The 21,697-nt window shown below is 72.1% G+C and carries 22 protein-coding genes and 2 tRNA genes; 16 read left to right on the plus strand and 8 right to left on the minus strand.

Translation table 11 applies throughout. The annotated features are described in order from the left end of the window. Positions 1-46: 46 nt before the first annotated feature. Together ctaJ and GA0070620_RS28090 are read left to right on the plus strand one after the other, a co-directional pair. Positions 47-355 carry an aa3-type cytochrome oxidase subunit CtaJ gene (gene ctaJ, locus GA0070620_RS28085; protein ID WP_452299640.1) on the plus strand — a complete coding sequence of 103 codons (309 nt, stop codon included), beginning with the start codon at positions 47-49 and terminating at the stop codon, positions 353-355. After that, on the plus strand, positions 342-749 hold the full coding sequence (locus GA0070620_RS28090; RefSeq protein WP_091595808.1) for a DUF5130 family protein: 408 nt from the start codon (positions 342-344) through the stop codon (positions 747-749). The genes ctaJ and GA0070620_RS28090 overlap by 14 nt, the downstream gene beginning before the upstream one ends. Positions 750-1,028: 279 nt before the next feature. Here GA0070620_RS28090 and pepN read toward each other — a convergent pair whose 3' ends face one another. Beyond that, positions 1,029-3,578: an aminopeptidase N gene (gene pepN, locus GA0070620_RS28095; RefSeq protein ID WP_091595810.1), complete on the minus strand. Its 2,550-nt coding sequence runs from the start codon at positions 3,576-3,578 to the stop codon at positions 1,029-1,031. 244 nt (positions 3,579-3,822) lie between these two features. Between pepN and GA0070620_RS28100 the strand changes: the two genes are divergently transcribed. The 4 genes from GA0070620_RS28100 to GA0070620_RS28115 all read left to right on the plus strand — a co-directional run bounded on the left by GA0070620_RS28100 (position 3,823) and on the right by GA0070620_RS28115 (position 6,814). Continuing rightward, on the plus strand, positions 3,823-4,425 hold the full coding sequence (locus GA0070620_RS28100) for a mycothiol-dependent nitroreductase Rv2466c family protein (protein WP_377520115.1): 603 nt from the start codon (positions 3,823-3,825) through the stop codon (positions 4,423-4,425). 157 nt (positions 4,426-4,582) lie between these two features. Next, a complete protein-coding gene (locus tag GA0070620_RS28105) occupies positions 4,583-4,933 on the plus strand; it encodes a hypothetical protein (protein WP_197677484.1) in 351 nt (116 codons plus the stop codon). 119 nt (positions 4,934-5,052) lie between these two features. Further along, positions 5,053-6,252: a DUF1015 family protein gene (locus tag GA0070620_RS28110; protein WP_091595814.1), complete on the plus strand. Its 1,200-nt coding sequence runs from the start codon at positions 5,053-5,055 to the stop codon at positions 6,250-6,252. Positions 6,253-6,346: 94 nt separating this feature from the next. Next, positions 6,347-6,814 (plus strand): ribose-5-phosphate isomerase, encoded by a 468-nt coding sequence (locus tag GA0070620_RS28115; protein WP_091595816.1) that lies wholly within the window; start codon positions 6,347-6,349, stop codon positions 6,812-6,814. Positions 6,815-6,842: 28 nt separating this feature from the next. Here GA0070620_RS28115 and GA0070620_RS28120 read toward each other — a convergent pair whose 3' ends face one another. Further along, positions 6,843-7,172, minus strand: a complete 330-nt coding sequence (locus GA0070620_RS28120; protein ID WP_091595818.1) for a hypothetical protein — start codon at positions 7,170-7,172, stop codon at positions 6,843-6,845. 185 nt (positions 7,173-7,357) lie between these two features. On the opposite strand from GA0070620_RS28120, the gene GA0070620_RS28125 reads away from it, so the two are divergent. Further along, positions 7,358-7,903, plus strand: coding sequence for a DUF2189 domain-containing protein (locus GA0070620_RS28125; protein WP_091595820.1), 546 nt, complete (start codon positions 7,358-7,360; stop codon positions 7,901-7,903). Positions 7,904-8,120: 217 nt separating this feature from the next. Here GA0070620_RS28125 and GA0070620_RS28130 read toward each other — a convergent pair whose 3' ends face one another. After that, positions 8,121-8,381, minus strand: a complete 261-nt coding sequence (locus GA0070620_RS28130) for a hypothetical protein (RefSeq protein WP_091595822.1) — start codon at positions 8,379-8,381, stop codon at positions 8,121-8,123. A 255-nt stretch (positions 8,382-8,636) separates the two neighbouring features. Further along, positions 8,637-10,796, minus strand: coding sequence for a M14 family zinc carboxypeptidase (locus GA0070620_RS28135; protein ID WP_091595824.1), 2,160 nt, complete (start codon positions 10,794-10,796; stop codon positions 8,637-8,639). A gap of 140 nt (positions 10,797-10,936) precedes the next feature. On the opposite strand from GA0070620_RS28135, the gene GA0070620_RS28140 reads away from it, so the two are divergent. Continuing rightward, the gene (locus GA0070620_RS28140) at positions 10,937-11,980 is read left to right on the plus strand and encodes an L-dopachrome tautomerase-related protein (RefSeq protein WP_091595826.1); all 1,044 of its coding nucleotides are present in this window, start codon (positions 10,937-10,939) and stop codon (positions 11,978-11,980) included. Positions 11,981-12,028: 48 nt separating this feature from the next. Next, entirely contained in the window at positions 12,029-12,538 is a 510-nt protein-coding gene (locus GA0070620_RS28145; protein WP_091595828.1) for a GNAT family N-acetyltransferase, read from the plus strand. Between the two features lie 53 nt (positions 12,539-12,591). On the opposite strand, the gene GA0070620_RS28150 is transcribed toward GA0070620_RS28145, so the two are convergent. Both GA0070620_RS28150 and GA0070620_RS28155 read right to left on the minus strand, forming a co-directional pair. Continuing rightward, positions 12,592-13,479, minus strand: a complete 888-nt coding sequence (locus GA0070620_RS28150; protein WP_231921997.1) for an alpha/beta hydrolase — start codon at positions 13,477-13,479, stop codon at positions 12,592-12,594. Between the two features lie 75 nt (positions 13,480-13,554). Next, positions 13,555-14,307: a helix-turn-helix domain-containing protein gene (locus GA0070620_RS28155; protein WP_091595830.1), complete on the minus strand. Its 753-nt coding sequence runs from the start codon at positions 14,305-14,307 to the stop codon at positions 13,555-13,557. Between the two features lie 233 nt (positions 14,308-14,540). Between GA0070620_RS28155 and GA0070620_RS28160 the strand changes: the two genes are divergently transcribed. Together GA0070620_RS28160 and GA0070620_RS28165 are read left to right on the plus strand one after the other, a co-directional pair. Continuing rightward, entirely contained in the window at positions 14,541-15,206 is a 666-nt protein-coding gene (locus tag GA0070620_RS28160; protein ID WP_091595832.1) for a DUF4097 family beta strand repeat-containing protein, read from the plus strand. A 26-nt stretch (positions 15,207-15,232) separates the two neighbouring features. Continuing rightward, positions 15,233-16,036, plus strand: coding sequence for an alpha/beta fold hydrolase (locus tag GA0070620_RS28165; RefSeq protein ID WP_091595834.1), 804 nt, complete (start codon positions 15,233-15,235; stop codon positions 16,034-16,036). A 139-nt stretch (positions 16,037-16,175) separates the two neighbouring features. On the opposite strand, the gene GA0070620_RS28170 is transcribed toward GA0070620_RS28165, so the two are convergent. Next, the gene (locus GA0070620_RS28170; protein WP_157741721.1) at positions 16,176-16,511 is read right to left on the minus strand and encodes a hypothetical protein; all 336 of its coding nucleotides are present in this window, start codon (positions 16,509-16,511) and stop codon (positions 16,176-16,178) included. A 132-nt stretch (positions 16,512-16,643) separates the two neighbouring features. Beyond that, positions 16,644-16,717: transfer RNA gene (locus GA0070620_RS28175), tRNA-Gly, on the minus strand. A gap of 389 nt (positions 16,718-17,106) precedes the next feature. Between GA0070620_RS28175 and GA0070620_RS28180 the strand changes: the two genes are divergently transcribed. The 5 genes from GA0070620_RS28180 to clpX all read left to right on the plus strand — a co-directional run bounded on the left by GA0070620_RS28180 (position 17,107) and on the right by clpX (position 21,669). Next, a tRNA-Pro gene (locus GA0070620_RS28180) sits at positions 17,107-17,180 on the plus strand. A 143-nt stretch (positions 17,181-17,323) separates the two neighbouring features. Next, entirely contained in the window at positions 17,324-18,676 is a 1,353-nt protein-coding gene (tig, locus tag GA0070620_RS28185; protein ID WP_091595838.1) for a trigger factor, read from the plus strand. Positions 18,677-18,849: 173 nt separating this feature from the next. Beyond that, the gene (locus GA0070620_RS28190; RefSeq protein ID WP_091595840.1) at positions 18,850-19,491 is read left to right on the plus strand and encodes an ATP-dependent Clp protease proteolytic subunit; all 642 of its coding nucleotides are present in this window, start codon (positions 18,850-18,852) and stop codon (positions 19,489-19,491) included. 10 nt (positions 19,492-19,501) lie between these two features. Continuing rightward, the gene (locus GA0070620_RS28195) at positions 19,502-20,164 is read left to right on the plus strand and encodes an ATP-dependent Clp protease proteolytic subunit (protein ID WP_091595842.1); all 663 of its coding nucleotides are present in this window, start codon (positions 19,502-19,504) and stop codon (positions 20,162-20,164) included. A 209-nt stretch (positions 20,165-20,373) separates the two neighbouring features. Next, a complete protein-coding gene (gene clpX, locus GA0070620_RS28200; RefSeq protein WP_091595844.1) occupies positions 20,374-21,669 on the plus strand; it encodes an ATP-dependent Clp protease ATP-binding subunit ClpX in 1,296 nt (431 codons plus the stop codon). The last annotated feature ends 28 nt before the right edge of the window (positions 21,670-21,697 follow it).

Consider the following 21,697-nt stretch of genomic DNA (forward strand, 5'->3'; position numbering starts at 1 on the left):
CGACCTGGCTGTCCGAGGTCACTTCTTCCGCCTGGGGGCGTTGGGATTGTCTGTTACCGACACGTTGCTGGTCTTCGTCGGCATCCCGGCGGCAGCCGTACTGGTGATCGGCGGCCTGGCGTACGTGGCCAGCCGTGGTGGCGGCGGTGGCGGGGGCGCGAAGCGCTACCGCCCGGGCCGGCCCTTCGACTTCACGCCGGTCTGGTTCCTGGCCCGGCCGGAGCAGCTGGCCGACCCGGCCGGCGCCGCCCTGGCCGCGGGTGCGCAGGCGCCGGCGCTGACCGCCCACAAGCAGGAGTTGGCCGGCCGGGAGGCGCCGGCCGGTGGAACCGGAGGCGCAAGTGACCGTTGGTGAGACGCACCTCCGCGAGGGCAACCCGCCGGAGGTGCTGGACGGCCCGTTCTCGACCCGCCAGCTGCTGCGCATCGACGAGGCGCTGCGCCTGGCCGACCAGGGCACCGGCCTGGTGTTCTCGGTCTTCGTCGGCGGTCTGGACGAGCCGATCCGCGAGCACGCCGAGCGGCTGCACCGTCAGCTCGCCGACCCGGACCGCTCGGTGCTGATCGCGGTGTCGCCCAACCAGCGGCAGCTGGAGGTCGTCACCGGCCGGCACGCGCGCAAGCGCATCCCGGACACGTACGCCAAGCTCGCCGCGCTCTCCATGGTCGCGGCGTTCGGTGGCGGCGACCTGACCGGCGGCATCATCAACGGCCTCGACCAGTTGGCCAGCCACGCCGGCCGGGGCTGACCCCCTACGCACCCGAAAGCCCGGTCCGCCGCAGGCGGACCGGGCTTTCTCGTCATGAGCGCCGGTTTCGTGAATCTGTCGTGCCGGCGACTACCGGGTGACTCGACCTCCACGACCAGTGCGATGTCGACCGATTCGGCCCACATCCGGCCTCGTGGCACGTCCGGCCTCGGCACGGTGATGTCGGGGATGAGGTACGTCCACCTCCTTCCGCCACCATAAGGGCCCGGGGCCGGTGCGGGCTCGCGCCCACACCGGCCCCGGCCGGTCGTCCCCCGCTCAGGCCGTGCGCGCGTCCCGCTCGCGGGCCCGCAGCGCGCGGACCACGCCGTCGCGCCCCTCGGCCACGAGCCGGCGCAGCGGCGCCGGGTGCCCCTCCTGCGCCAGCCAGGCGTCGGTGGCCGCCACGGTGTCGTCGTCCACCTGGTACGCCGGGTAGGCGAGCTGCGCGAACTCCTGCGCCGGCTCGCTGTCCCGGCTGGCCCACACCTGACCGACCGCCTCGAAGTACCGCTCCCGGTAGGGCGCGACCAGGTCGACCTGGGTGGGGTGCACGAAGCCCTGCAGCAGCGCCCGGTGCCGCCAGTTCGGCAGCGCCTCCGCGCCGGTCAGCTGAGCCCAGACGGCCGCCTTGTTCTCCGCGGTCGGCACCAGCGCGTGCACGTAGGCCGCCTCCCGCTCGCCGCTCGCGGTGCGGTCGCCGGCCAGTTCGGCGTCCACCTCGGCGGCGCCGGCCGCGCCGTTGGCCACCAGCGCGGCGAGCACGCCCCAGCGCAGCTCGGTGTCGATGGTCAGCCCGGCCGGCACGCCCGTGCCGTCCAACCAGCCGCGCAGCGTGGCCAGGTCCTCGCTGGACCGGGCCGCCGAGGCGTACGCCCGCGCCCAGGCGAGCTGGAAGCCACTGCCGGGCTCGGCAGTGGCGAGCGCCGCCTTCGCGGTGCGGGCCAGGTCCGCCCAGCCGGTCGGCGCCCACGCCGGGTCGGCGTAGAAGGTGAGCGTGGTGGTGGCCTGCCGGAGGGTGGCGGTGACCAGGTTGATGTCGTCCTCGGCGGGCAGCCCGGCCAGCACCAGCGCCACGTAGTCGCGGGCGGCCAGTTCGGCGTCGCGGATCATGTCCCACGCGGCGGTCCAGCAGAGCGCGCGGGCCAGCGACGACTCGAAGCCGGCGATGTGCTGCACCACGGTGGCCAGCGACCGCTCGTCGAGCCGCAGCTTCGCGTACGTGAGGTCGTCGTCGTTGAGCAGCAGCACGTCGGCCGCCGGCACGCCGACGAGGTCGGTGAGCTCGGTGCGGTCCCCGGCCACGTCGACCTCCAGCCGCTCCCGGCGGACCAGTCGGCCGTCGGTGAGGTCGTAGAGGCCGACCCCGATGCGGTGGGTGCGCAGCGTCGGGTAGCCGGACGGCGCCTCCTGCCGCACCACCACCTGCTGGTAGCTGCCGTCCGCGCCGATGGTCACCTCCGGACGCAGCGTGTTGACCTGTGCGGTCTCCAGCCACTGCGCGGCGAACTTGCGCAGCTCCCGCCCGGAGGCCGCCTCCAACTCGGAGAGCAGGTCGTCGAAGGTGGCGTTGCCCCACGCGTGCTTGCCGAAGTAGGCGCGCAGACCCGCCAGGAACGGCTCCTCACCCACGTACGCGACGAGCTGCTTGAGCACGCTCGCGCCCTTGGCGTACGTGATGCCGTCGAAGTTGACCTCGACGGCCTCCAGGTCTGGCATCTCGCAGTAGACCGGGTGGGTGGAGGAGAGCTGGTCCTGCCGGTAGCCCCAGTTCTTACGGATCGACAGGAACGTCGTCCAGGCGTCACCGAACCGGGTGGCGTGGGTGTTGCACCAGTGGCTCGCCCACTCGGCGAACGACTCGTTGAGCCACAGGTCGTTCCACCAGCGCATGGTGACCAGGTCGCCGAACCACATGTGGGCCAGCTCGTGCAGGATCGTGTTGGCGCGCTGCTCGTACTCGAAGTCGGTGACCTGCGACCGGAAGATGTAGTGCGACTCGGCGTGCGTCACGCAGCCGAAGTTCTCCATCGCACCGGCGTTGAAGTCGGGCACCCAGAGCTGGTCGTACTTGGGCAGTGGGTAGCGCACGCCGAACTTCTCGTGGAAGAAGTCGAAGCCCTGCTTGGTGATGAGGAAGAGGTCGTCCGCGTCGAGGTACTGCGCCATCGACGCCCGGCAGTAGACGCCCAGGTCGATGCCGTCGTGGCTGTCCCGCACCTCGTGGTAGGGGCCCGCGCAGAGCGCGGTGATGTAGGTGCTCATCCGGGCCGACCGGCCGAAGTGGATGGTCTTCAGGCCCTCACCCGCCGGCTCCTCCCGCTCCACCGGCGAGTTGGACACCACCCGCCAGTGGTCCGGCACGGTGGCGTGCCAGGTGTACTCGCTCTTCAGGTCGGGCTGGTCGAAGCAGGCGAACACCCGCTGCGCGTCAGCCGTCTCGAACTGGCTGTAGAGGTAGGTCTCACCGTCGACCGGGTCGACCGTGCGGTGCAGGCCCTGACCGCTGTTGGAGTAGCCGAAGTCGGCGTCCACCACCAGCGTGTTCTCGCTGTCCAGACCGGACAGCGTGAGCCCTTTCTCCGCCGACCAGTCGGTCAGGTCCACCGGCGTGCCGTTGAGCGTCGCCGACCGCACCGACTCGGCGGCGACCTCGATGAACGTGGTGGCCCCCGGCTCGGCGCAGCGGAACCGCACCTCCGTCGTGGACCGGAACGTGCGACCCTCGGCCGCCTGCACAGCGGTCGACAGGTCCAGACTGATGTCGTACCCGGTCACGTCGAGCAGTCGGGCCCGTTCGGTCGCCTCGACCTGTGTCAGGTTGCGCACTCCCGGCACTGTTCGTCTCCATCCCACTCTCGCCGTACGCCGCCGTGGCGCCTCCGCCGGCCACTGCTCGTGGTCGGCCCGGCACCGAGTCTTCCATGCACCGGCTCACGGCGGTGGGCGAGGTCACGCTCTCATTCCGCTGTCGGTCGGCGGTCCGGGGGGTGAAGATCGAGGTGAGGCGTCGCAGGCGCGGCGTCACCCGTCGTGAAGGGACCGCACCGTGACCGATCGTGTCACCGTCGACATGTGGTTCGACCCGGCCTGCCCGTGGGCCTGGATCACCTCCCGCTGGCTGCTCGAGGTCGAGCAGGTCCGTGACCTGGACATCCGTTTCCACGTGATGAGCCTCGCCGTGCTCAACGAGGGTCGGGACCACCTGCCCGAGGAGTACCGGGAGTTCCTCCGCACCGCCTGGGGCCCGGTCCGGGTCTGTATCGCGGCAGAGCAGCGGTACGGCACGGACGCCCTGCGCCCGCTCTACACCGCGCTCGGCACCCGGATCCACCTCGGCAAGGAGGAGCGGGGCCAGGAGCTGTACGTCGCCGCGCTGACCGACGCCGGCCTCGACCCGGCGCTCGCCGCCGCCGCCGACAGCACCGATTACGACGAGGCCCTGCGGGCCAGCCACGAGGCGGGCATGCGGCCGGTCGGGCAGGACGTCGGCACCCCGGTCATCCACGCACCCGGCCCGGACGGCGGTTCGGTCGCGTTCTTCGGACCGGTGATCACCCCGGCGCCGAAGGGCGAGGCCGCCGGGCGGCTCTGGGACGGCGTCCTGCTGGTCGCCGGCACCCCGGGCTTCTACGAGCTGAAGCGGACCCGCGAGCAGGGCCCGATCTTCGACTGACCCGGTCGGTGGCCCCGGTACCGGTACGTCCCGGGGCCGGGGCCACCGTTGTTAACACCGTGACGGGGCCCGTCACCGGGCGCTGTCGATGTCGTTTTGCCGGATGTCCGCCGCAGCGATTCGCAAACCGCAACCCGCAGCTCGTGGAGGCATCCCGATGGCCAAGCACCGCCTCGTGTCCGGTGACGATCCGCTGACCCGGGAGGAGGCGGCCGACACCCCGGCGTACTGGTCGGTCGACGACTCCCGCTGGCCCACCCTGCGGCCCGACCTCCCCTCGGACGTCGCGGACCTGCTCGCCCCGCCGATCGTGGTGGGCGTGGCCCGGGTGGCGCCCACGTCCCGGCTGACCCCGCCCGGTGTCGCCACCCCGGTCCGGCGCACGTTGCCCACGCCCGCCCCCGTCGGCGCCACCACGGTGCCGGTGCCCTCGCCCGCCACCGCCGGTCCGATCGGTGCGGCGGCGCCCAGCGGACGCCACCGCCGCCCGGCCGAACACACCAGCTGACCGTGGCCGCCGCCGGGCCGTCGCTGTCACCCGGTGGACGACGGTTGTCGCTTTCACCTGGTGGACGACGGCCCGGGTCCGCGTCCCGGTCAGACGCGGCGACGGTAGCGTCAGCAAGCATGACGGTCGTGCATCCGATCGCCCGGGCCTGGATCACCACTGGCGGCACCGGCGCGCAGAACTACGACGAGTTCGCCGACGACGCGGAGATCACCGCGATCATCGAGGCGAACCCGCACAGTGCCCTCGGCATCGAGATGCCGCACCGGGCCCCGGAGAGCCTCGGGAAGTCGTTCCTCGACGCCCTGCCCGACGCGGTGGCCCGCCTCGGCGAGGCCAAGGCCGACGGCAGCTACACCCCCGCCGAGCAGGTCGTGGTGCTCTACCGGATCAGCGCGCCGGGGGAGGAGCCGGCCTACGGGCTCTTCGCCATGGTCGACACCGACCAGATCTCCACCCGGGCCGACGAGCCCGGCCTGGTGATCCGCAACGAGGACGTCTTCATCGCGAAGGTGCGCGAGCGGGTCGCCCTGGCCGACGCCCTCGGGCACCTGCTCTCACCGGTGCTGCTGCTCCAGACCGGCCAGGGTGAGCAGCTGCACGAGGCCCTCGCCGCCGCGGTCGAGGCGGCCGGCGCGCCCGCGGCCACCGACACCGACCAGGCCGGGCGTACGCACGCGATCTGGCTGGTCGGCCCCGGCGCGCGGCAGGACGAGCTGACGGCGCTCGCCGGTGGCGGGGAACTCGTGGTCGCCGACGGCAACCACCGCAGCCTCGCCGCCCAGACCGGCGACCTGCCGCGGTTCCTGGCGGTCGTCACCACGCCCCGCTCGGTGGCCATCCAGCCCTACAACCGGCTGGTCAGCGAGCTGACCACCACCGGTGCCGACCTGCTCGACCGGCTCGCGGCGGCCGGTGCGCGGATCACCCCGATCGACGGCCCGGTGGAGGTGCCGGCGACCGGCGGCACCGTCCACCTCCGGCTCCCCGGCCAGGGGTACGCGGTGACCCTGCCGCCCGTCGACGGCGGCCGGCTGGAGAACCTCGACCACGCCCTGGTCGAGCGGCTGCTGCTGCGCGACGCGCTCGGCCTCGACCCGGGCGACAAGCGGATCACGTACGTCGGCGGTGACTACCCGGCGAGCTGGCTCACCGGCGAGGTCGACGCCGGCCGGGCGGAACTGGCCGTCCTGATCGCCCCGGTGACCGTGGACGACTTCGTCGCGGTGAACCTCGCCCGGGAGAAGATGCCGCGCAAGAGCACCTGGTTCACGCCGAAGGCGCGCGGCGGCCTGGTGGTGGCCGAGCTCAACCGCTGACCGGGAGGGTCCGCCGTCCGGGTGCTGTGACGAAATCACCTCGGTGACGCGGCCGAGGCGGCACACCGGGCGGCGGCCTGACAGACTTCGCGGTATGCGCGTCTACCTGGGATCCGACCACGCCGGCTACGAGTTGAAGGTGCACCTCGCCAACTACCTGGCCAAGCACGACCACGAGGTGGTGGACGTCGGTCCGCACGTCTTCGACCCGGACGACGACTACCCGGCCTTCTGCCTGAACACGGGTGCCCGCGTGGTGGCCGACGAGGGCAGCCTCGGGGTGGTCATCGGCGGCTCCGGCAACGGGGAGCAGATCGCCGCGAACAAGATCGACGGGGTACGGGCGGCGCTGGCCTGGAGCCTCGAGACGGCCCAGCTCGCCCGCGAGCACAACGACGCGAACATCGTGGCGATCGGTGCCCGCCAGCACACCCTGGACGAGGCGACCGCGATCGTCGAGGTGTTCCTGAGCACCCCGTTCTCCGGCAACGAGCGGCACGCGCGGCGGATCACCCAGGTCGCCGCGTACGAGCAGAGCCGGGAGCTGCCGCCGCTGCCCTGACCGGGCGGCGTTCCGCGCGGCCGGGTGCTCAGCGCGGGGAGCGGGGCAGCTCCTCGCGCGGCACCCAGTTCCGTCGTACGACGACCACCCGCTCCTCGGCCTCCGCCAGGTCCGCGTCGGTGGGCCGGGCCGCGTCGCGGGCCCGCAGGGCTGCGCTCAGCCCGACCTGCGAGGAGCCCGACCCGACCAGCCCGCGCAGCCCCCGCTCCCCGTCCCGGTCGTCACCGGCCGGGCCGCGTCGGCGGGGCGGCTCCCCGTCGTGGACGCCGGCCGTGCTGGCCGACGAGCCCTCGGTGCGTCCCGCGACGTCCCCGTCGGGGTGCCGCATCCGCCGCCGTCGTCGCTCCGCGTCGCCCATACCCCGACCGTACCGCCGCGCCCTGCCGCCGGCTCGCCGTGGCCCGGTCCGCGGCGTTGGTGGCATGGTGGGGTCGGCGACCGGTTTGCGCCGTGGCTACGCTCGGGTTCGGACGGCTGGCGGATCGGGCCGGTTCTGCGGGCGGCCGTCGGGCCGAGCCGGCGGCCGAAGGGGGAGGAAACGAGATGTCGGACCAGACGCAGCCCTGGGCGGAGCGCACCGTCGAGGTGCCGCCGCAGTCCGGCGCGGGGGTGCCGTCCCAACGGGACGCGTTCCGCCGGGGCGTGGCCCAGGTGGGGCAGCCGCGGGAGCGGCGAACCGAGCCGTTCCCCACGGTCGACCAGGAGCCGACCGGCACCGGATGGCCGGACGCACCGGCCCCTCGCCGACCGTTGAGCTGGCACGTCGCGCAGTTGAAGCGCGGCGGCGAGTGGAGCACCGCGGGCGCGCTGTTCGCCTTCGTCTGCTGGGGGATCTGGGCGATCTCCGGCGAGGGCAACCTGACCGGGCCCTTCCTGATCTTCGTGCTGAGCCTGCTGGTGGCGGTCGGCCTCTTCGCGCTGTCCCGCCTCGTCGGGCGCGTCGTCATCGAGCGGCAGATGGGCCGGGTACGCCGCAGCGCTCGCGGCGCCCACCTGGTCACGGCCCTCTTCCTGGCCGGACTGGGCGTCGCGTGGCTCCAGCAGACCGAGTGGGTCGTCTCCGCCTGGAACTGGATCACCAACAACTGACGCGCCGCCATCCCGGCATCCCCGGGCGGGTGCCGTCGGGCGGCCGATCGACACGTTGCCGGGCGGTACGCCGGGGCGGGCGACGTTGCCCGCCCGGCGTACCGGTCGCGGGACGCCGCGACCCCGGTCGTTCTCCACCAGGATGGCGCTTCTTACCCGACCGTCCGCGGTTCATCCGCGCAGCCCGGCCCGGTTGCGGCGGCCACCCTCGGCGCTGTCAGTCGCCGTGGCCCTCGGCGTCGGCCCGCGGGGTGGCGACCCGGGCGGCGGGGTCCTCCACGCCCGGCTCACCGCCGCCCGGGGCGACCATGCCGTCGTAGTTGTAGATCGTCGCGCCGTCGCCGTGCTGCTTCGTGGTCCGGATGTACCGGTGAATCATGCCGTCGATCTCCACCTCGATCAGGGCGTCGCCGCCCGCGTCGTGGGTGCTGCCGTCGCGTGGGCCGCCGACCAGGTGTGCGGTGGTGTTCGTGTCCATGACCCCTGCCCTACCCGGGACGAGTCGGCGCAAAACGACTACTCTCCCGGGTGCCCCACGTGCGGTCCTGGTCGGCGAGCAGGCGGCCGGTGACGGGTTGCTCTGGCATGGCCGCCCGACTTCCGTGAAGTCGGGCTGATCACCACCTCCCGACACCCCGACTTTCAGAAATCCGAGTCGATCACGCCGCTGGCCGGCCCGAGTCGATCACGGCGCTGGCCGGCCCGAGGACGACGGGCCGGCCGGCTCGCTTGGTCAGCGCTCGTTGCTGGGCTCGGGGGCGGGTTGGGCGGCGGCGTAGTCGCGGGCCACGTGGACCAGTTCGACCAGGCCGCCCGCGTACTCCTGGGACTCGGCGTGTGCCTCGTCGAACGGCGGCTGGAAGCCGACGCCCTCCCACTGGTTGGTGGTGGCGTTCCAGCGGTCGTTGCCGACCTCGAAGTCCCACGCGAAGATGCCCAGCTCGTAGTAGAGCTGGTCGGCCGAGTTGCCGGCCGCCGAGTAGAGCACGTCCGCGACCGGGCCGGTCTGCGACGGCCAGGTGACCGTTCCGCGTTCCTGGGCGATCGCCCCGACGATGCGTCGGGCGCTGTCCAGGAAGAGCTTCGACTCGTCGATGGAGGGGCGGGGCAGGGTGACCCGCCCGTCCGCCCGGTACGCCCCCGGCGGCCACATGAAGTACCCGCCGTAGGAGTGCACGTTCATGGCGAACCGGATGTTCTCGTGGGCCTGCGCCAGCGCGATGACGTTGCGGCTCTCCGCCTCGGAGAGCTCGTCGGTGCCGGCGTAGTTGCCGGAGAGGCAGTTGGCGCTGGCGCCCACGTACCCGTCGAAGTAGGAGCCCACGGTGTAGTTGCGGTTGACGTCGACGCCCCACGAGGTGCGGTAGCGGGGGTCGCGGTTCGCGCCGGTGCAGTGGTTCACCAGGTTCTTGCGCTGGAAGTTGTAGTCGTGGAAGGAGTAGTTGGCGCCGTCCGGGTTGACCGTGGGGATGACAAAGATGTCCACCTGCTCCAGCAACTCGCGGGTGGCCGGGTCGGTGCGGTAGTTGGCCAGCATCCGCTCCGCGAACTCCAGCGTGACCAGTGGCGTCGCCCACTCGCGGGCGTGCTCCTGCGAGTAGGCCAGGACCCCGATCCGGGAACCGTCGCGGTGGACGCCGATGCGCAACGCCTGCACCGTCCACGGCCGGTTCGGCACCTCGGTGCCCTGGAGGCCGTCGTCGAGCCGGCTGGGTCCGGCGACCGGCATGGGCAGCCCGCCGGAGCCCTCCTCGACGTACGCCTGGAACCTGTCGGGGAACCGGGAGCCGATCGCGGCGGCGACCTCGTCGGTGCTGCTGGTGGTCTTGCCGGCGCCGTCGGTGGCGAGCGAGACGGTGAGCACCCGGTCCCGGTAGGTGACGCTCAGCGGCCGGTTCGGCCGGCCCGGGTCGACGGTGCGCGCCTGGACGCCGTTCATGCCCTGGTCGCCGAAGCGCACCGACTCCACCACCACGGCCGCGGCGGCCGGGTCGCCGAGGTACGCGGCGGCGGTCCGCCGGTAGCCCTGCGTGCGGTGCGGGAGGTCGATGACGTCGACCAGTCCCCGGTACTGGCGCGCCAGCCGCTTGATCCGCGCCTGGATGTCCACCGGCGTCAGGTACGCGTCGATGAAGTCCTTCTGGTAGCCCGCGGGCAGCGGCGGCGGGGCGGCGTTCGGCCACGGCGCCGGGGTGACGGCCCGGGTCGCGCCGCCGAGGCTGGACGTCGCGGTCACCTGCACGGGCCGGCTCGGCACGGCCTGGGGGAGCGCGTAGTGGTATTGGTACTCGCCGGAATCCTCGAACCGGAACAGCGGGAAGGCGCCGGTCACGCCGTCGGCGGTCCGCCAGCTGACGGTGATCTCCACGTCCGGGTCGGCGGTGGCGGTCGTGGCCACCTGGGTCTGCAGGAACGTCTGGCCACCGGTGCTCCACCAGTACGCCTGGAGGAACTGGAGCGTGTCCACGGCGGCCGCCGCGCGGTCGCTGTCGGCGCTCGGCGCGCGGAGGCCGGCCCGGGTGCGGCTCTGCGCCGCGCGGACGCTCTCCGCGAGGTGCCGCGTGCCGTCGCCCTCGCGCTGCACCACCTGGACCGCGGTGGCGCCCTCCGCGGTGAGGGCGGCGAGTTGCGCGCCGGTCAGCACCAGGTCGGCGAGCACCCGGCCGTCGGCGGAGCGGGGGCGGTTGGCCAGGTCGGCGCCGGCGGCCACGAGCCGGTCGAGCTGCGCCTGGTCGCGCAACTGCACCCGGACGACCGCGGTCTCGGCGCTGCTCAGGGTGACCGCTGGTCGTGGTGCGGCCGGCGCGGCGGCGCCGGGGCCGGGATGGGACAGCACCGCGCTGACCAGGATCGCTGCGGTCGCGGCTGCCGTCCACCGTCGTCGGACGATCATGTGCCCTCCTGACGGACATCGATGTCACAGGTACTCCACACCAGTGCATGGATCGATGACTGTCAAGGCCGGGTCGGTGGTGGCGGTGTTTCGTGGCGGACGGAGGGGGAACGCGGTAGGCCCGCCGGAAGGAGGCGCAGATGCCGGACCTGCCCAGCCAGGAGGACCCGCGCCTGACCCGGGTCGTCGCCAACGACCGCGTCTGCACCGGTGTCACCACCGTCGACGGGCGGATCTTCGTGAGCTTCCCGGGAGCGGACGGACCCGGTGTGCAGGTCGCCGAGGCGTTGCCCGACGGGCGGCGGAAACCCTGGCCGGACACCGCCTGGAACGCCATCCGCGACGAGCCGTCCACCGAGGGGACGTACGTGCACGTCAACGGCCTGCGGATTGGCCCGGACGGACAGCTGTGGATCATCGACTCGGGCGCGCCGGAGCTGGGCCGGCCGCAGGTGCCCGGCGGTGCCCGGCTGATCGTCGTGGACCCCGGCTCGGGCGAGGTGACCCGGATCCACGACCTCGGCGCGGCGGTGCGGGAGACCAGCTACGTCGACGACGTCCGGTTCAACGACGACACCGCCTACCTGACCGACGCCGGCGCGCCGGGGCTGATCGTGCTCGACCTGGGGACCGGGCGGGCCCGCCGGGTGCTCGACGGCCACCCGAGCACGGTCGGCGGGCGGCTGGTGGCCGACGGCGAGGTGCTGCGCGACCCGGACGGCGCCGAGGTCGTCCTGCACGCCGACCAACTGGAGGTGTCGCCGGACGGGCGGTACCTGTACTACCAGCCGGCCTCGGGCGGGCTGTCCCGCATCGAGACCCGCTGGCTCGACGATCCGACGGTCGCGCCGGAGACGGTGGCCGCGCACGTCGTGCGCTGGTTGGACACGCCGACGACCGGCGGCACCGCCATCGACGCGGCGGGCACGATCTACCTCAGCGACGTCGAGCGCCGCCGGGTCCTCGCCATCTCGCCGGATCGCGACGTGGCGACGCTGGTCGCCGACCCGCGCCTGATCTGGGTGGACGCCATGTGGGTCGACAGCGACGGCGACCTGTGGCTGCCCGCCGCGCAGCTGCACCGGACGCCGGGCCTCTCCGGCGGCACCGGCCGGGTCGACTACCCGGTCTGGATCTACCGGCTGAGCGTCGGCACAGGCCCGGCACCGAACGACCACGCCTGAACGCATCGCCTCCAGGCCCACCCGGCCCCGGGCCGCTATTGTCGCCCGGTGCCTGAGCTGATCGCGCCGACCGTCCGTCTCCACACCGCTTGGCGGGAGGCGCACGCCGAGTGGGACCCGGGCGCGCACGAGGACGGGTTCGGGCTGCGGCCGTCCGACGACACCGCGTCACCGGCCGGGTTCGCGGCCTGGGTGGCCCGGCTGGCCGCCGAGTCGGAGCCGCACGACGGCGCGACGGCGTGCGCGTACCGGTGGATCGTGGAGGACGACCGGGTGCTCGGCGGGATCGCGCTGCGGTTCGGACCCGACGACGTGGTGCGGCGGATCGGCCACATCGGGTACGGCATCCGGCCGTCCGCCCGCCGGCGTGGGCTGGCCACCTGGGCGCTGGGCCGGATGCTGGCCGAGGCGCGGTCGGCGGGCCTGGACCGGTTGCTGGTCGTCTGCGCGGCGGACAACCTCCCGTCGGCGCGGACCGTCGAGCGCCACGATGGTGTGCTGGAGGAGGTCCGGAACACCGAGTTCGGACCCGCGCGCCGGTACGCGATCGTGCTGTAGCGGCGCCGCCCGTTTCGGGGGCGGTGACCGCGCCCCCCGGGGACGGTGACCGCTCAGCGGGCGCGCAGCAGCGCCGCCGCGTCGGCGAGGAAGCGGTCCTCCGCCGCCGCGGCGGCCGGTGACACGTCCCGCAGGCTCGGGAAGTTGTGCACCAGCCCGGCCTCGCGCCGGTGCACCACGGGCACGCCCGCGTCGGCGAGGCGCCGGGCGTAGGCGTCGCCTTCGTCACGCAGCGGGTCATGCTCCGCGGTCACCACGACGGCCGGCGGCAGCCCGGTCAGGTCGGCGACGAGGGCGTTGACGTCGGCCGAGCCCCGTACGGCGTCGTCGGGCAGCCACATCGCGACCCACCGCCGCAGATCGTCGGCGTCGAGCAGCCAGCCGTGTGCCTTCTCGACGACACTGGGCAGCCCGAGTGTGGGGTCCGCGTTCGGGCAGACCAGCAGTTGTGCCCGCAACGCCACGTCACCGCGCAACCGCAGCGCCGCCAACACCGCGATGAGCCCGCCGGCGGAGTCACCGGCCACCGCCACCGGCGTCCCGTCCGCCGCGAGGTGGGCGATGACGGTGACCGCGTCGTCGACCGCCGCCGGCCACGGATGCTCCGGAGCGCGCCGGTAGTCGACCGCGACGGCGGTCGCCGCCGTGGCCGCGGCGAGCCGCCGCACCTGCGCGTCGTGGGTGTCGAGATCTCCCAGCACGAAGCCCCCTCCGTGCAGGTAGACGATGACCGGGAGAGAGCCGGGCTGGTACGTCCGTACGGGCACTCCGGCGATCGTCCCGTCCGCGGTGGGCATCGCGGGTCCGGGGGTACGGGCGGCGGCCCGGGCGCGTGCCGACTGCCGCGCCGCCGCGATCTCCGGTACGTCGTGGGGCGGTTGGGCGCGCGCGGTACGCAGCAGCGCGGCCAGCTCGGCATCAGCGACCCGATCGGCATTCACGCGCAGAGCGTAGAGCCCGTACCTGCCCCGCTCAGCCGCACGAGGCAACCGGGCCGGCGCTTCCGGGGCGCCGATCTAGCCCTGGTCCGAGTCTCGGCGGCGGGTGTCGTTCGACGTGCCGGTCCCGGTGTGCAGGAGCGCGCGGGCCTGCTCGGCGGCGCGGGTGATGCTCTCGCTGATGAAGTCGAGGAAACGGGCGATGTTCTCCAGGCGTACGGCGGCGGGGGTGTCCGGGCCGAGGACGGCGACGCCCTGGCGTGCGGTCTCGACGAGGCGGTCGTTGGCGCGGGCGCTGGCGACCGTCGCCTGGTAGAACAGCTCGTCGTCGACGACGTAGCGGTCGCGGCGGCGTTCGTCGCGTTCCCGGCGGACGAGGCTCTGGCTCTCCAGGAAGGTGATCGCCTTGGAGATGGACGCCGGGCTGACCTGGAGGCGCTGGGCGAGCTGGGCGGCGGTGAGGCTGCCCGTGTCGCTGGTGAACAGGCAGGTCAGCACCCGCGCGCCCATCTTGTTCAGGCCGGAGGCCATGAGGACGGTCGTGAACGTCTCCTCGTAGTCGGCCACCGCCTCGGCGTCGCGTCCGTGTGGGTGGGGGGCCGACTCGACCTTCCGGGCGGTGACGGACCTGCGCCGCTGGGCGCGGCGCTCGGTGGCGCGGTGGGCCAGGTCCGCGCGGTAGGCCGTGGGACCACCGTTGCGCATCACCTCCCGGGTGATGGTCGAGGTCGGTCGGTGGAGGCGGCGGGCGATCTCGGCGTACGGGAGATCGTCCGCCAGCCCGAGCGCGATCTGCTGGCGTTCCTGCTGGGTGAGTCGGCCTCCCGGCATGCGCGATCTCCCTCCCCTCGGCGGTCCCTGCTGCGCCCACCATAGCCTTCACGTCCTATCCATTGCAATGCCTCGGAGCGGCGTCGTTGCATTCCAGCGCATGACCGATGCAACGATAATGTGGCGTCTAACTGCTGATATGCATCCCGGGTGCAACATTGTTGTTGCCGCGAATTGGAATGCAACGTAGCTTTTCCCGTGTTGGAAACACCAAGCGAGCACGGGAGAACACCATGCCGAAGTTCGACACCCCCGCCCCGATCACCGCCGTGCTGGCCGTCCCCGCCGGGCGCATCCAGTTCATCGCGGCGGACCGCGCCGACACCGTCGTCGAGGTCCGCCCCACCGATCCCGCCAGGAGCCGCGACGTCAGGGCCGCCGACGGGACCACCGTCACCTACGCCGACGGCATCCTGCGGATCACGGCCCCGACTCCGACCAACACGTTCGTCGGCCCCTCCGGATCCCTGGAGATCACCGTCCAGCTGCCCGCCGACTCCCGCGTCGAGGCCACGGCCGCCAGCGCCGAACTCCGCGGCGTCGGGCGCCTCGGCGACGTCGCCTTCGAGGGCGCGTACCGGCATATCAAGATCGACGAGGCCGCGAACGTCCGCCTGACCGCGATCGACGGCGACGTCGAGGTCGGCCGGCTCAACGGCCCGGCGGAGATCAGCACCGCGAGGGGCGACATCCGGATCGGCGAGGCCGCGCGCGGCACGGTCGTGCTCCGTACCCAGTCGGGCGACATCTCGATCGGCGCTGCCGCCGGCGTCTCCGCCGCGCTCGACGCCGGCACCGGTCACGGCCGGGTCAGCAACGCCCTGAAGAACGACGGCGCCGCGGGACTCGACATCCGCGCCACCACGTCCCACGGCGACATCACCGCCCGCAGCCTCTGAAGACCGCGAACCAGGAGGAGAAGAACATGACCGACAACGCATCCCTGACCGGCTCGCGGTGGACCGGAATGGTGCCGGTCGACGACACGGCCCTGGCGGTCACCGACACCGGCGGCCCAGGTGTCCCCGTCCTCTACCTCAACGGCCAGTTCGCGACCCAGGGGTACTGGCGGCGGGTCGTCGCCGAGCTCGGGACGGGGTGGCGGCACATCACCTACGACGAGCGGGCCCGCGGCAGGTCGAAGCGCTCGGCGGACTACTCCTTCGAGGCGGCCGTGCGGGACGTCGACGCCGTCCTCGCGGCCCGGGGCGTGGACCGGGCCTTGGTCGTGGGCTGGTCCTACGGGGCCGTCGTCGCGGCCCACTGGGCCCACCGCAACCCGGAGCGGGCCGCCGGCGCGGTCCTCGTCGACGGCGCGTTCCCGTACGACTGGCTCGACGAGGCCATGGAGCAGCGGATCCGCAAGCTGTTCCGACGGCTCGGCTGGTTCATGCCGCTGCTACGCCCGACCGGCCTGACCCCGCGGATGACGGCCGAGCAGCAGACCACCAGCAACATCGAGCTCGGCAGGCTCTCGCGGGAGCGCGAACTGGGCCCGGTGCTGGACGCCATCACCGTGCCGGTGCGGTACGTGGTCGCCTCCGGGACGTCCTTCGGCAGTCGCGGCGACGAGCAGGAGCGGATCCGCACCAGCCTCGACGCGGTGACCACCCGCAACCCGCACATCCGGATCGGCGCGAAGGTCACCAGCAACCACGGCGCGCTCCTCAAGAAGGACTTCCGGGCGATCGCCGAGTCCGTACGCGAGGTCGCGGCCCTCGACCGGTAGGCCGTCTCCCGGTGGTGGCGTCGTGCGTGGCCCCGTCCCCGTCGTGGGGTGGCGGGGCCACGCGCTGGTGTCCCGCCCGCCGGACGTCGGGCGGGCCCGTCGGAGGGGCGGGAAGTCGCACGGCCGTCCGACGTGCCTCCTACCGGATCTTCCAGCCCCGTCGCAGCAGCTCCTGGCAGACCTTCTCCGCGCGCAACGCCCAGAAGATCACCGCGTCCTCGTGATCACTCGTCGCGAACCGCACGCCGTCGGCCAGCACAGGCATCCGGCGAAAGCGCGTGATGGCAACCAGGTTGGCCCGCGTCACCTCGAACGTCCCGAACAGCGAGGTGATCAAGATGCGTTCCGCGCCGACGCGGAGCCGGGCGAACGGCCAGGTCGCGTTCTTGTGGATCACGAAGCTCCGCCCCCGTGCCGTCATCCGCGCGCCGACGTGGGCCACTCCACCACGGCTGCTGAACTCGTCCTCTGCCACAGCCGCGATGATCGCCCAGCCGGACAACCGGAGGCGTGAGGCGTGGCCGGCGGACAGTCGCAGGATCGAAGCGGGCAGTGGCCGACCGGCCCAGGATCGGGGACGCACGCCCTGACCTTCGCCTGAGGCTGTTGGAGCGGGCGACGGGAATCGAACCCGCACCGTCAGTTTGGAAGACTGAAGCTCTGCCATTGAGCTACGCCCGCGTGCGCCCGGGACGGACCTGGGCGCGCGGACAGCGTACCCGGTCCCGTGGTTCCCCGCGCAGCCGCGTGCCGGTCCGCCACGCCGGGCGAGCGTCTCAAGATCCGCGCACCTTCAGTGAAGTAGTCCCCTCCCGGCGCCCCGGAGGCCACTCTTTCCCCGAAAGTGGCTTCCGCGCCGGGGCGAAGTGTGGCCTCCGCGCCGGGGCGAAGTGTGGCCTCCGCGCCGGGGTGAAGTGTGGCTTCCGCGCCGGGGTGGGGAGACGCCTCCGGCCGGGGCGTCGGCGGACGGGGGAGTGGTGCCCGTGACCGGGCTCGGGCGGCGCGAAGTGTCGGGTTGGCCGTGCCAGTCGCCCGGGCCGGGTCGCGACGGCATACACTCTTCGTCGCCACGGGGTGTGGCGCAGCTTGGTAGCGCACTCGCTTTGGGAGCGAGGGGCCGTGGGTTCAAATCCCGCCACCCCGACTGTCGTCCGCGGCCGGGTCGTCCCGGGTGCCGCCGTTTCCCGCGCGGTTCCCGGGCGCTGCCGGAGCGCCCGGTCGGCTCGCCTACACTCGATGGGCTGAATCACGCCCAGACTCAACTGAGATCCGTCAAGGAGTACGCCTGTGAAGAGCACCGTCGAGACTCTGAGCCCGACGCGCGTGCGGCTCGCCATCGAGGTGCCGTTCGTCGAGCTCGAGCCGAGCCTCAGGAAGGCGTACCGGGAGATCGGGCAGCAGGTCCAGGTTCCCGGCTTCCGCAAGGGCAAGGTGCCGTCCGCGGTCATCGACCAGCGGGTGGGCCGGGGCACCGTCCTCAACGAGGCGGTGCAGGAGGCCATCCCGCAGAACATCCTCGCCGCGGTCCGCGAGCACGACCTGAAGACGCTCGGCCGTCCGGAGGTGGAGATCACCGAGTTCAACGACGGTGACTCGCTCAACTTCACCGCCGAGGTCGACGTCCGCCCGGAGATCACTCTGCCCGACCTGTCGACGGTCGAGGTGACCGTGGACGAGCTGCAGATCGACGAGAGCGAGATCGACGAGCAGGTCAAGAACCTGCGGGAGCGGTTCGCGACCCTCAAGACCGTCGAGCGGGCCGCCCAGGAGGGCGACTACGTCCAGATCGACCTCAACGCCACCGTCGACGGCGAGGACGTGCCGGGTGGCTCGGCGAGCAACATCTCGCACGAGGTCGGCAGCAAGCAGCTCCTGCCGGGCCTGGACGAGGCCGTGGTGGGCCTGGCCGCGAACGACAGCACGACCTTCAGCACCCAGCTCGTCGGCGGTGACTTCGCCGGCCGGGACGCCGAGGTGGCCGTGACCGTGCGTACGGTCAAGGAGAAGGAGCTGCCGGAGCTCAACGACGAGTTCGCCCAGATGGCGAGCGAGTTCGACACCATGGAGGAGCTCCGCAACGACCTCCGCGAGCGGGTCACCCGCGGCAAGCAGGTCGAGCAGATCTACGCCGCGCGGGACAAGGCCCTGGAGCAGCTGGTCGCCGCCGCCGACGTGCCGGCGCCGGAGGGTGTCGTCCGCGAGGAGGTCGACAGCCGCAAGCAGGCCATGATCGACCAGCTGGAGCGGATCGGCGCCACCCTGGAGGACTACCTCGCCTCGGAGGAGAAGACCGAGGAGCAGATCGACGCCGAGCTGGTCGAGGCGGCGACCGAGGGTGTCAAGATCCAGCTGCTGCTGGACACCCTGGCCGACGCCGAGGACGTCCAGGTCTCGGACGACGAGTTCGGCCACGAGATCGTGCACCGGGCCCAGCGTGCCGGGATGGCCCCGCAGCAGTACTACGACCAGCTGGTGCGCTCGGGTTCCGCCCCCGCCGTGTTCGGTGACGTCCGGCGCGGCAAGGCGCTCGCCTCGGTGATGGAGCGGATCACGATCAAGGACGCCGCCGGCAACGAGGTGAGCCTCGACGCGCTGCGCGCCGCCAACGAGGCCGAGCACCACCACGACCACGAGCACTGATCCTCGGCGGGTGAGGCCGCCGTCCGCCGCTCGCGGCTGACGGCGGCCAAAACCCTTTTCCGGGTACGTCCCGAGGTGGCTGCGCTGAGAGCGAACAGTGCCACGACCGGGACTCTGCCGCCCGGCCGAGCGGTTAGTGTCGGGTAGGACGGTACGGAGAGCGAAGGGCTGCCATGACCGACATGCACATCCCAGCGAAGCCGCTCCGGGCGATCGATGCCCGAGGTGGCGACACCATTGGCAACCTCGACGACTCGGTCTACAACCGGTTGCTCAAGGAGCGCATCATCTTCCTGGGCAGCGAGGTGACCGACCAGGTCGCCAACCGCATCTGCGCGCAGCTGCTGCTGCTCGCCGCGGAGGACCCGGACCGCGACATCAACCTCTGGATCAACTCGCCGGGTGGCTCGGTCTACTCCGGCATGGCGATCTACGACACGATGCAGTTCATCGACAACGACGTGTCCACCGTGGCGATGGGCATGGCTGCCTCCATGGGCCAGCTGCTGCTCTGTGCGGGCACCAAGGGCAAGCGTTACGCCTTGCCGCACGCGCGGATCATGATGCACCAGCCGTCGGGCGGTGTGGGCGGCACGGCCGCCGACATCGCGATCCAGGCGGAGCAGATGCTCTACACGAAGCGGATGTTCCAGGAGCGGGTGGCGCACCACACCGGCCAGTCGCCGACCCAGATCGAGGCCGACTCGGACCGCGACCGTTGGTTCACCGCCCAGGAGGCCGTGGACTACGGCTTCATCGACAAGGTCATCACCGGAGCCACCCAGGTTCCGGAAGGTGCCGGGACCCTGAGCTGAGGAGCTGACGATGACTGACCTGAGTTTGCCGCCCCAGTTCGCGGCCGTGCACAACCGTTACGTGCTGCCGTCGTTCGTCGAGCGCACGTCGTACGGGGTCAAGGAGTCGAACCCGTACAACAAGCTCTTCGAGGACCGGATCATCTTCCTCGGCGTGCAGGTGGACGACGCGTCGGCCAACGACGTGATGGCCCAGCTGCTGACGCTGGAGGGCACCGACCCGGACCGCGACATCATCATGTACATCAACTCGCCGGGTGGTTCGTTCACCGCCATGACGGCGATCTACGACACCATGCAGTACGTCCGGCCGGACATCCAGACGGTCTGCCTCGGGCAGGCGGCGAGCGCGGCCGCGGTGCTGCTCGCGGCCGGCACGCCGGGTAAGCGGATGGCCCTGCCGAACTCGCGGATCATCATCCACCAGCCGGCTACCGAGGGCGGCTACGGGCAGGGCTCGGACATCGAGATCCAGGCTCGGGAGATCCTGCGGATGCGGACGCAGCTGGAGGAGATGCTCTCCCGCCACTGCAACCAGCCGGTCGACAAGGTCCGCAAGGACATCGACCGCGACAAGATCATGACGGCCGAGGAGTCCCGCGAGTACGGGCTGGTCGACACGATCCTGACCAGCCGCAAGAAGGGTCTGCTGGCCGCCAACGCGGCCAGCTGAGCAGTGTCGGGTCGGAGGTCGGCCGGGGCGATGATCCTGGCCGACCTCTGACACACCCGTTTTGGGGGTCGGAGAAAGCTCTCCCAGCGGGTAACGTCGGGTCTGTACCGCTTCGCTGGGTCCGACCGGCGGGGTGAACGAGACGGGCGGGGCGCAGCCGCCGCAGGTCATGGCCGGGTCCCCGGCCGGTGGATGCAGGGAGAACGTAGGTGGCACGGATCGGTGACGGCGGCGACCTACTCAAGTGCTCCTTCTGCGGCAAGTCGCAGAAGCAGGTCAAGAAGCTCATCGCGGGCCCAGGGGTCTACATCTGCGACGAGTGCATCGATCTCTGCAACGAGATCATCGAGGAGGAGCTGGCCGAGTCCGGCGAGGTGAAGTGGGAAGAGCTTCCCAAGCCGATGGAGATCTGCCAGTTCCTCGACAACTACGTGGTGGGCCAGGACCAGGCCAAGAAGGCGCTGGCCGTCGCGGTCTACAACCACTACAAGCGGATCCAGGCCGAGACAGCCGGCGGGTCGGGCTCCGGTGGCGACGCCGTCGAGCTGGCCAAGTCCAACATCCTCCTGCTCGGGCCCACCGGGTGCGGCAAGACCCACCTGGCGCAGACGCTGGCCCGGATGCTGAACGTCCCGTTCGCGATAGCCGACGCCACGGCGCTCACCGAGGCCGGCTACGTCGGCGAGGACGTGGAGAACATCCTCCTCAAGCTCATCCAGGCCGCCGACTACGACATCAAGCGCGCCGAGACGGGCATCATCTACATCGACGAGGTCGACAAGATCGCCCGCAAGTCGGAGAACCCGTCGATCACGCGTGACGTGTCCGGCGAGGGTGTCCAGCAGGCCCTGCTCAAGATGCTCGAAGGCACGGTGGCCAACGTGCCGCCGCAGGGCGGACGGAAACACCCGCACCAGGAGTTCATCCAGATCGACACCACCAACGTGCTGTTCATCTGCGGCGGTGCCTTCGCCGGTCTGGACCAGATCATCGAGGCACGCACCGGGCACGGCGGCACCGGCTTCGGCGCCCGGCTCCGGGCCGTCTCCGAGCGCTCCACCGACGACATCTTCAGCCAGGTGATGCCGGAGGACATGCTCAAGTTCGGGCTCATCCCCGAGTTCATCGGCCGGCTCCCGGTGATCACGAGCGTCCGCAGTCTGGACCGCCAGGCGCTGGTCCGGATCCTCACCGAGCCCCGCAACGCACTGGTCCGGCAATACCAGCGCCTCTTCGAGCTGGACGGTGTCGAGCTGGAGTTCGAGCCGCCGGCGCTGGAGGCGATCGCCGACCAGGCCATGCTGCGCGGCACGGGCGCCCGGGGTCTCCGCGCGATCATGGAAGAGGTCCTGCTCTCCGTGATGTACGAGGTGCCGAGCAACCCCGACGCCGCTCGGGTGCTGATCACCCGCGAGGTCGTCCTGGAGAACGTCAACCCGACCATCGTGCCCCGCGAGTTCACCGGCCGCCGTGCCCGGCGGGACCGCGAGGAGAAGTCGGCCTGACCCGCCGCGCGGCCGTCCCCGGCCTAGC

This window comes from Micromonospora krabiensis (assembly GCF_900091425.1).
GTDB classification, from domain to species: domain Bacteria; phylum Actinomycetota; class Actinomycetes; order Mycobacteriales; family Micromonosporaceae; genus Micromonospora; species Micromonospora krabiensis.

What these genes read in the sequence shown, in the direction of transcription:
- GA0070620_RS28165 (WP_091595834.1), top strand. Translation starts at nt 15,233, where the DNA reads ATGACCGACAACGCATCCCTGACCGGCTCGCGGTGGACCGGAATGGTG.
- GA0070620_RS28125 (WP_091595820.1), top strand. Translation starts at nt 7,358, where the DNA reads ATGTCGGACCAGACGCAGCCCTGGGCGGAGCGCACCGTCGAGGTGCCG.
- GA0070620_RS28100 (WP_377520115.1), top strand. Translation starts at nt 3,823, where the DNA reads ATGTGGTTCGACCCGGCCTGCCCGTGGGCCTGGATCACCTCCCGCTGG.
- GA0070620_RS28195 (WP_091595842.1), top strand. Translation starts at nt 19,502, where the DNA reads ATGACTGACCTGAGTTTGCCGCCCCAGTTCGCGGCCGTGCACAACCGT.
- GA0070620_RS28110 (WP_091595814.1), top strand. Translation starts at nt 5,053, where the DNA reads ATGACGGTCGTGCATCCGATCGCCCGGGCCTGGATCACCACTGGCGGC.
- GA0070620_RS28190 (WP_091595840.1), top strand. Translation starts at nt 18,850, where the DNA reads ATGACCGACATGCACATCCCAGCGAAGCCGCTCCGGGCGATCGATGCC.
- GA0070620_RS28120 (WP_091595818.1), bottom strand. Translation starts at nt 7,172, where the DNA reads ATGGGCGACGCGGAGCGACGACGGCGGCGGATGCGGCACCCCGACGGG.
- GA0070620_RS28115 (WP_091595816.1), top strand. Translation starts at nt 6,347, where the DNA reads ATGCGCGTCTACCTGGGATCCGACCACGCCGGCTACGAGTTGAAGGTG.
- GA0070620_RS28140 (WP_091595826.1), top strand. Translation starts at nt 10,937, where the DNA reads ATGCCGGACCTGCCCAGCCAGGAGGACCCGCGCCTGACCCGGGTCGTC.
- GA0070620_RS28130 (WP_091595822.1), bottom strand. Translation starts at nt 8,381, where the DNA reads ATGGACACGAACACCACCGCACACCTGGTCGGCGGCCCACGCGACGGC.
- GA0070620_RS28155 (WP_091595830.1), bottom strand. Translation starts at nt 14,307, where the DNA reads ATGCCGGGAGGCCGACTCACCCAGCAGGAACGCCAGCAGATCGCGCTC.
- GA0070620_RS28105 (WP_197677484.1), top strand. Translation starts at nt 4,583, where the DNA reads ATGGCCAAGCACCGCCTCGTGTCCGGTGACGATCCGCTGACCCGGGAG.
- GA0070620_RS28160 (WP_091595832.1), top strand. Translation starts at nt 14,541, where the DNA reads ATGCCGAAGTTCGACACCCCCGCCCCGATCACCGCCGTGCTGGCCGTC.
- GA0070620_RS28135 (WP_091595824.1), bottom strand. Translation starts at nt 10,796, where the DNA reads ATGATCGTCCGACGACGGTGGACGGCAGCCGCGACCGCAGCGATCCTG.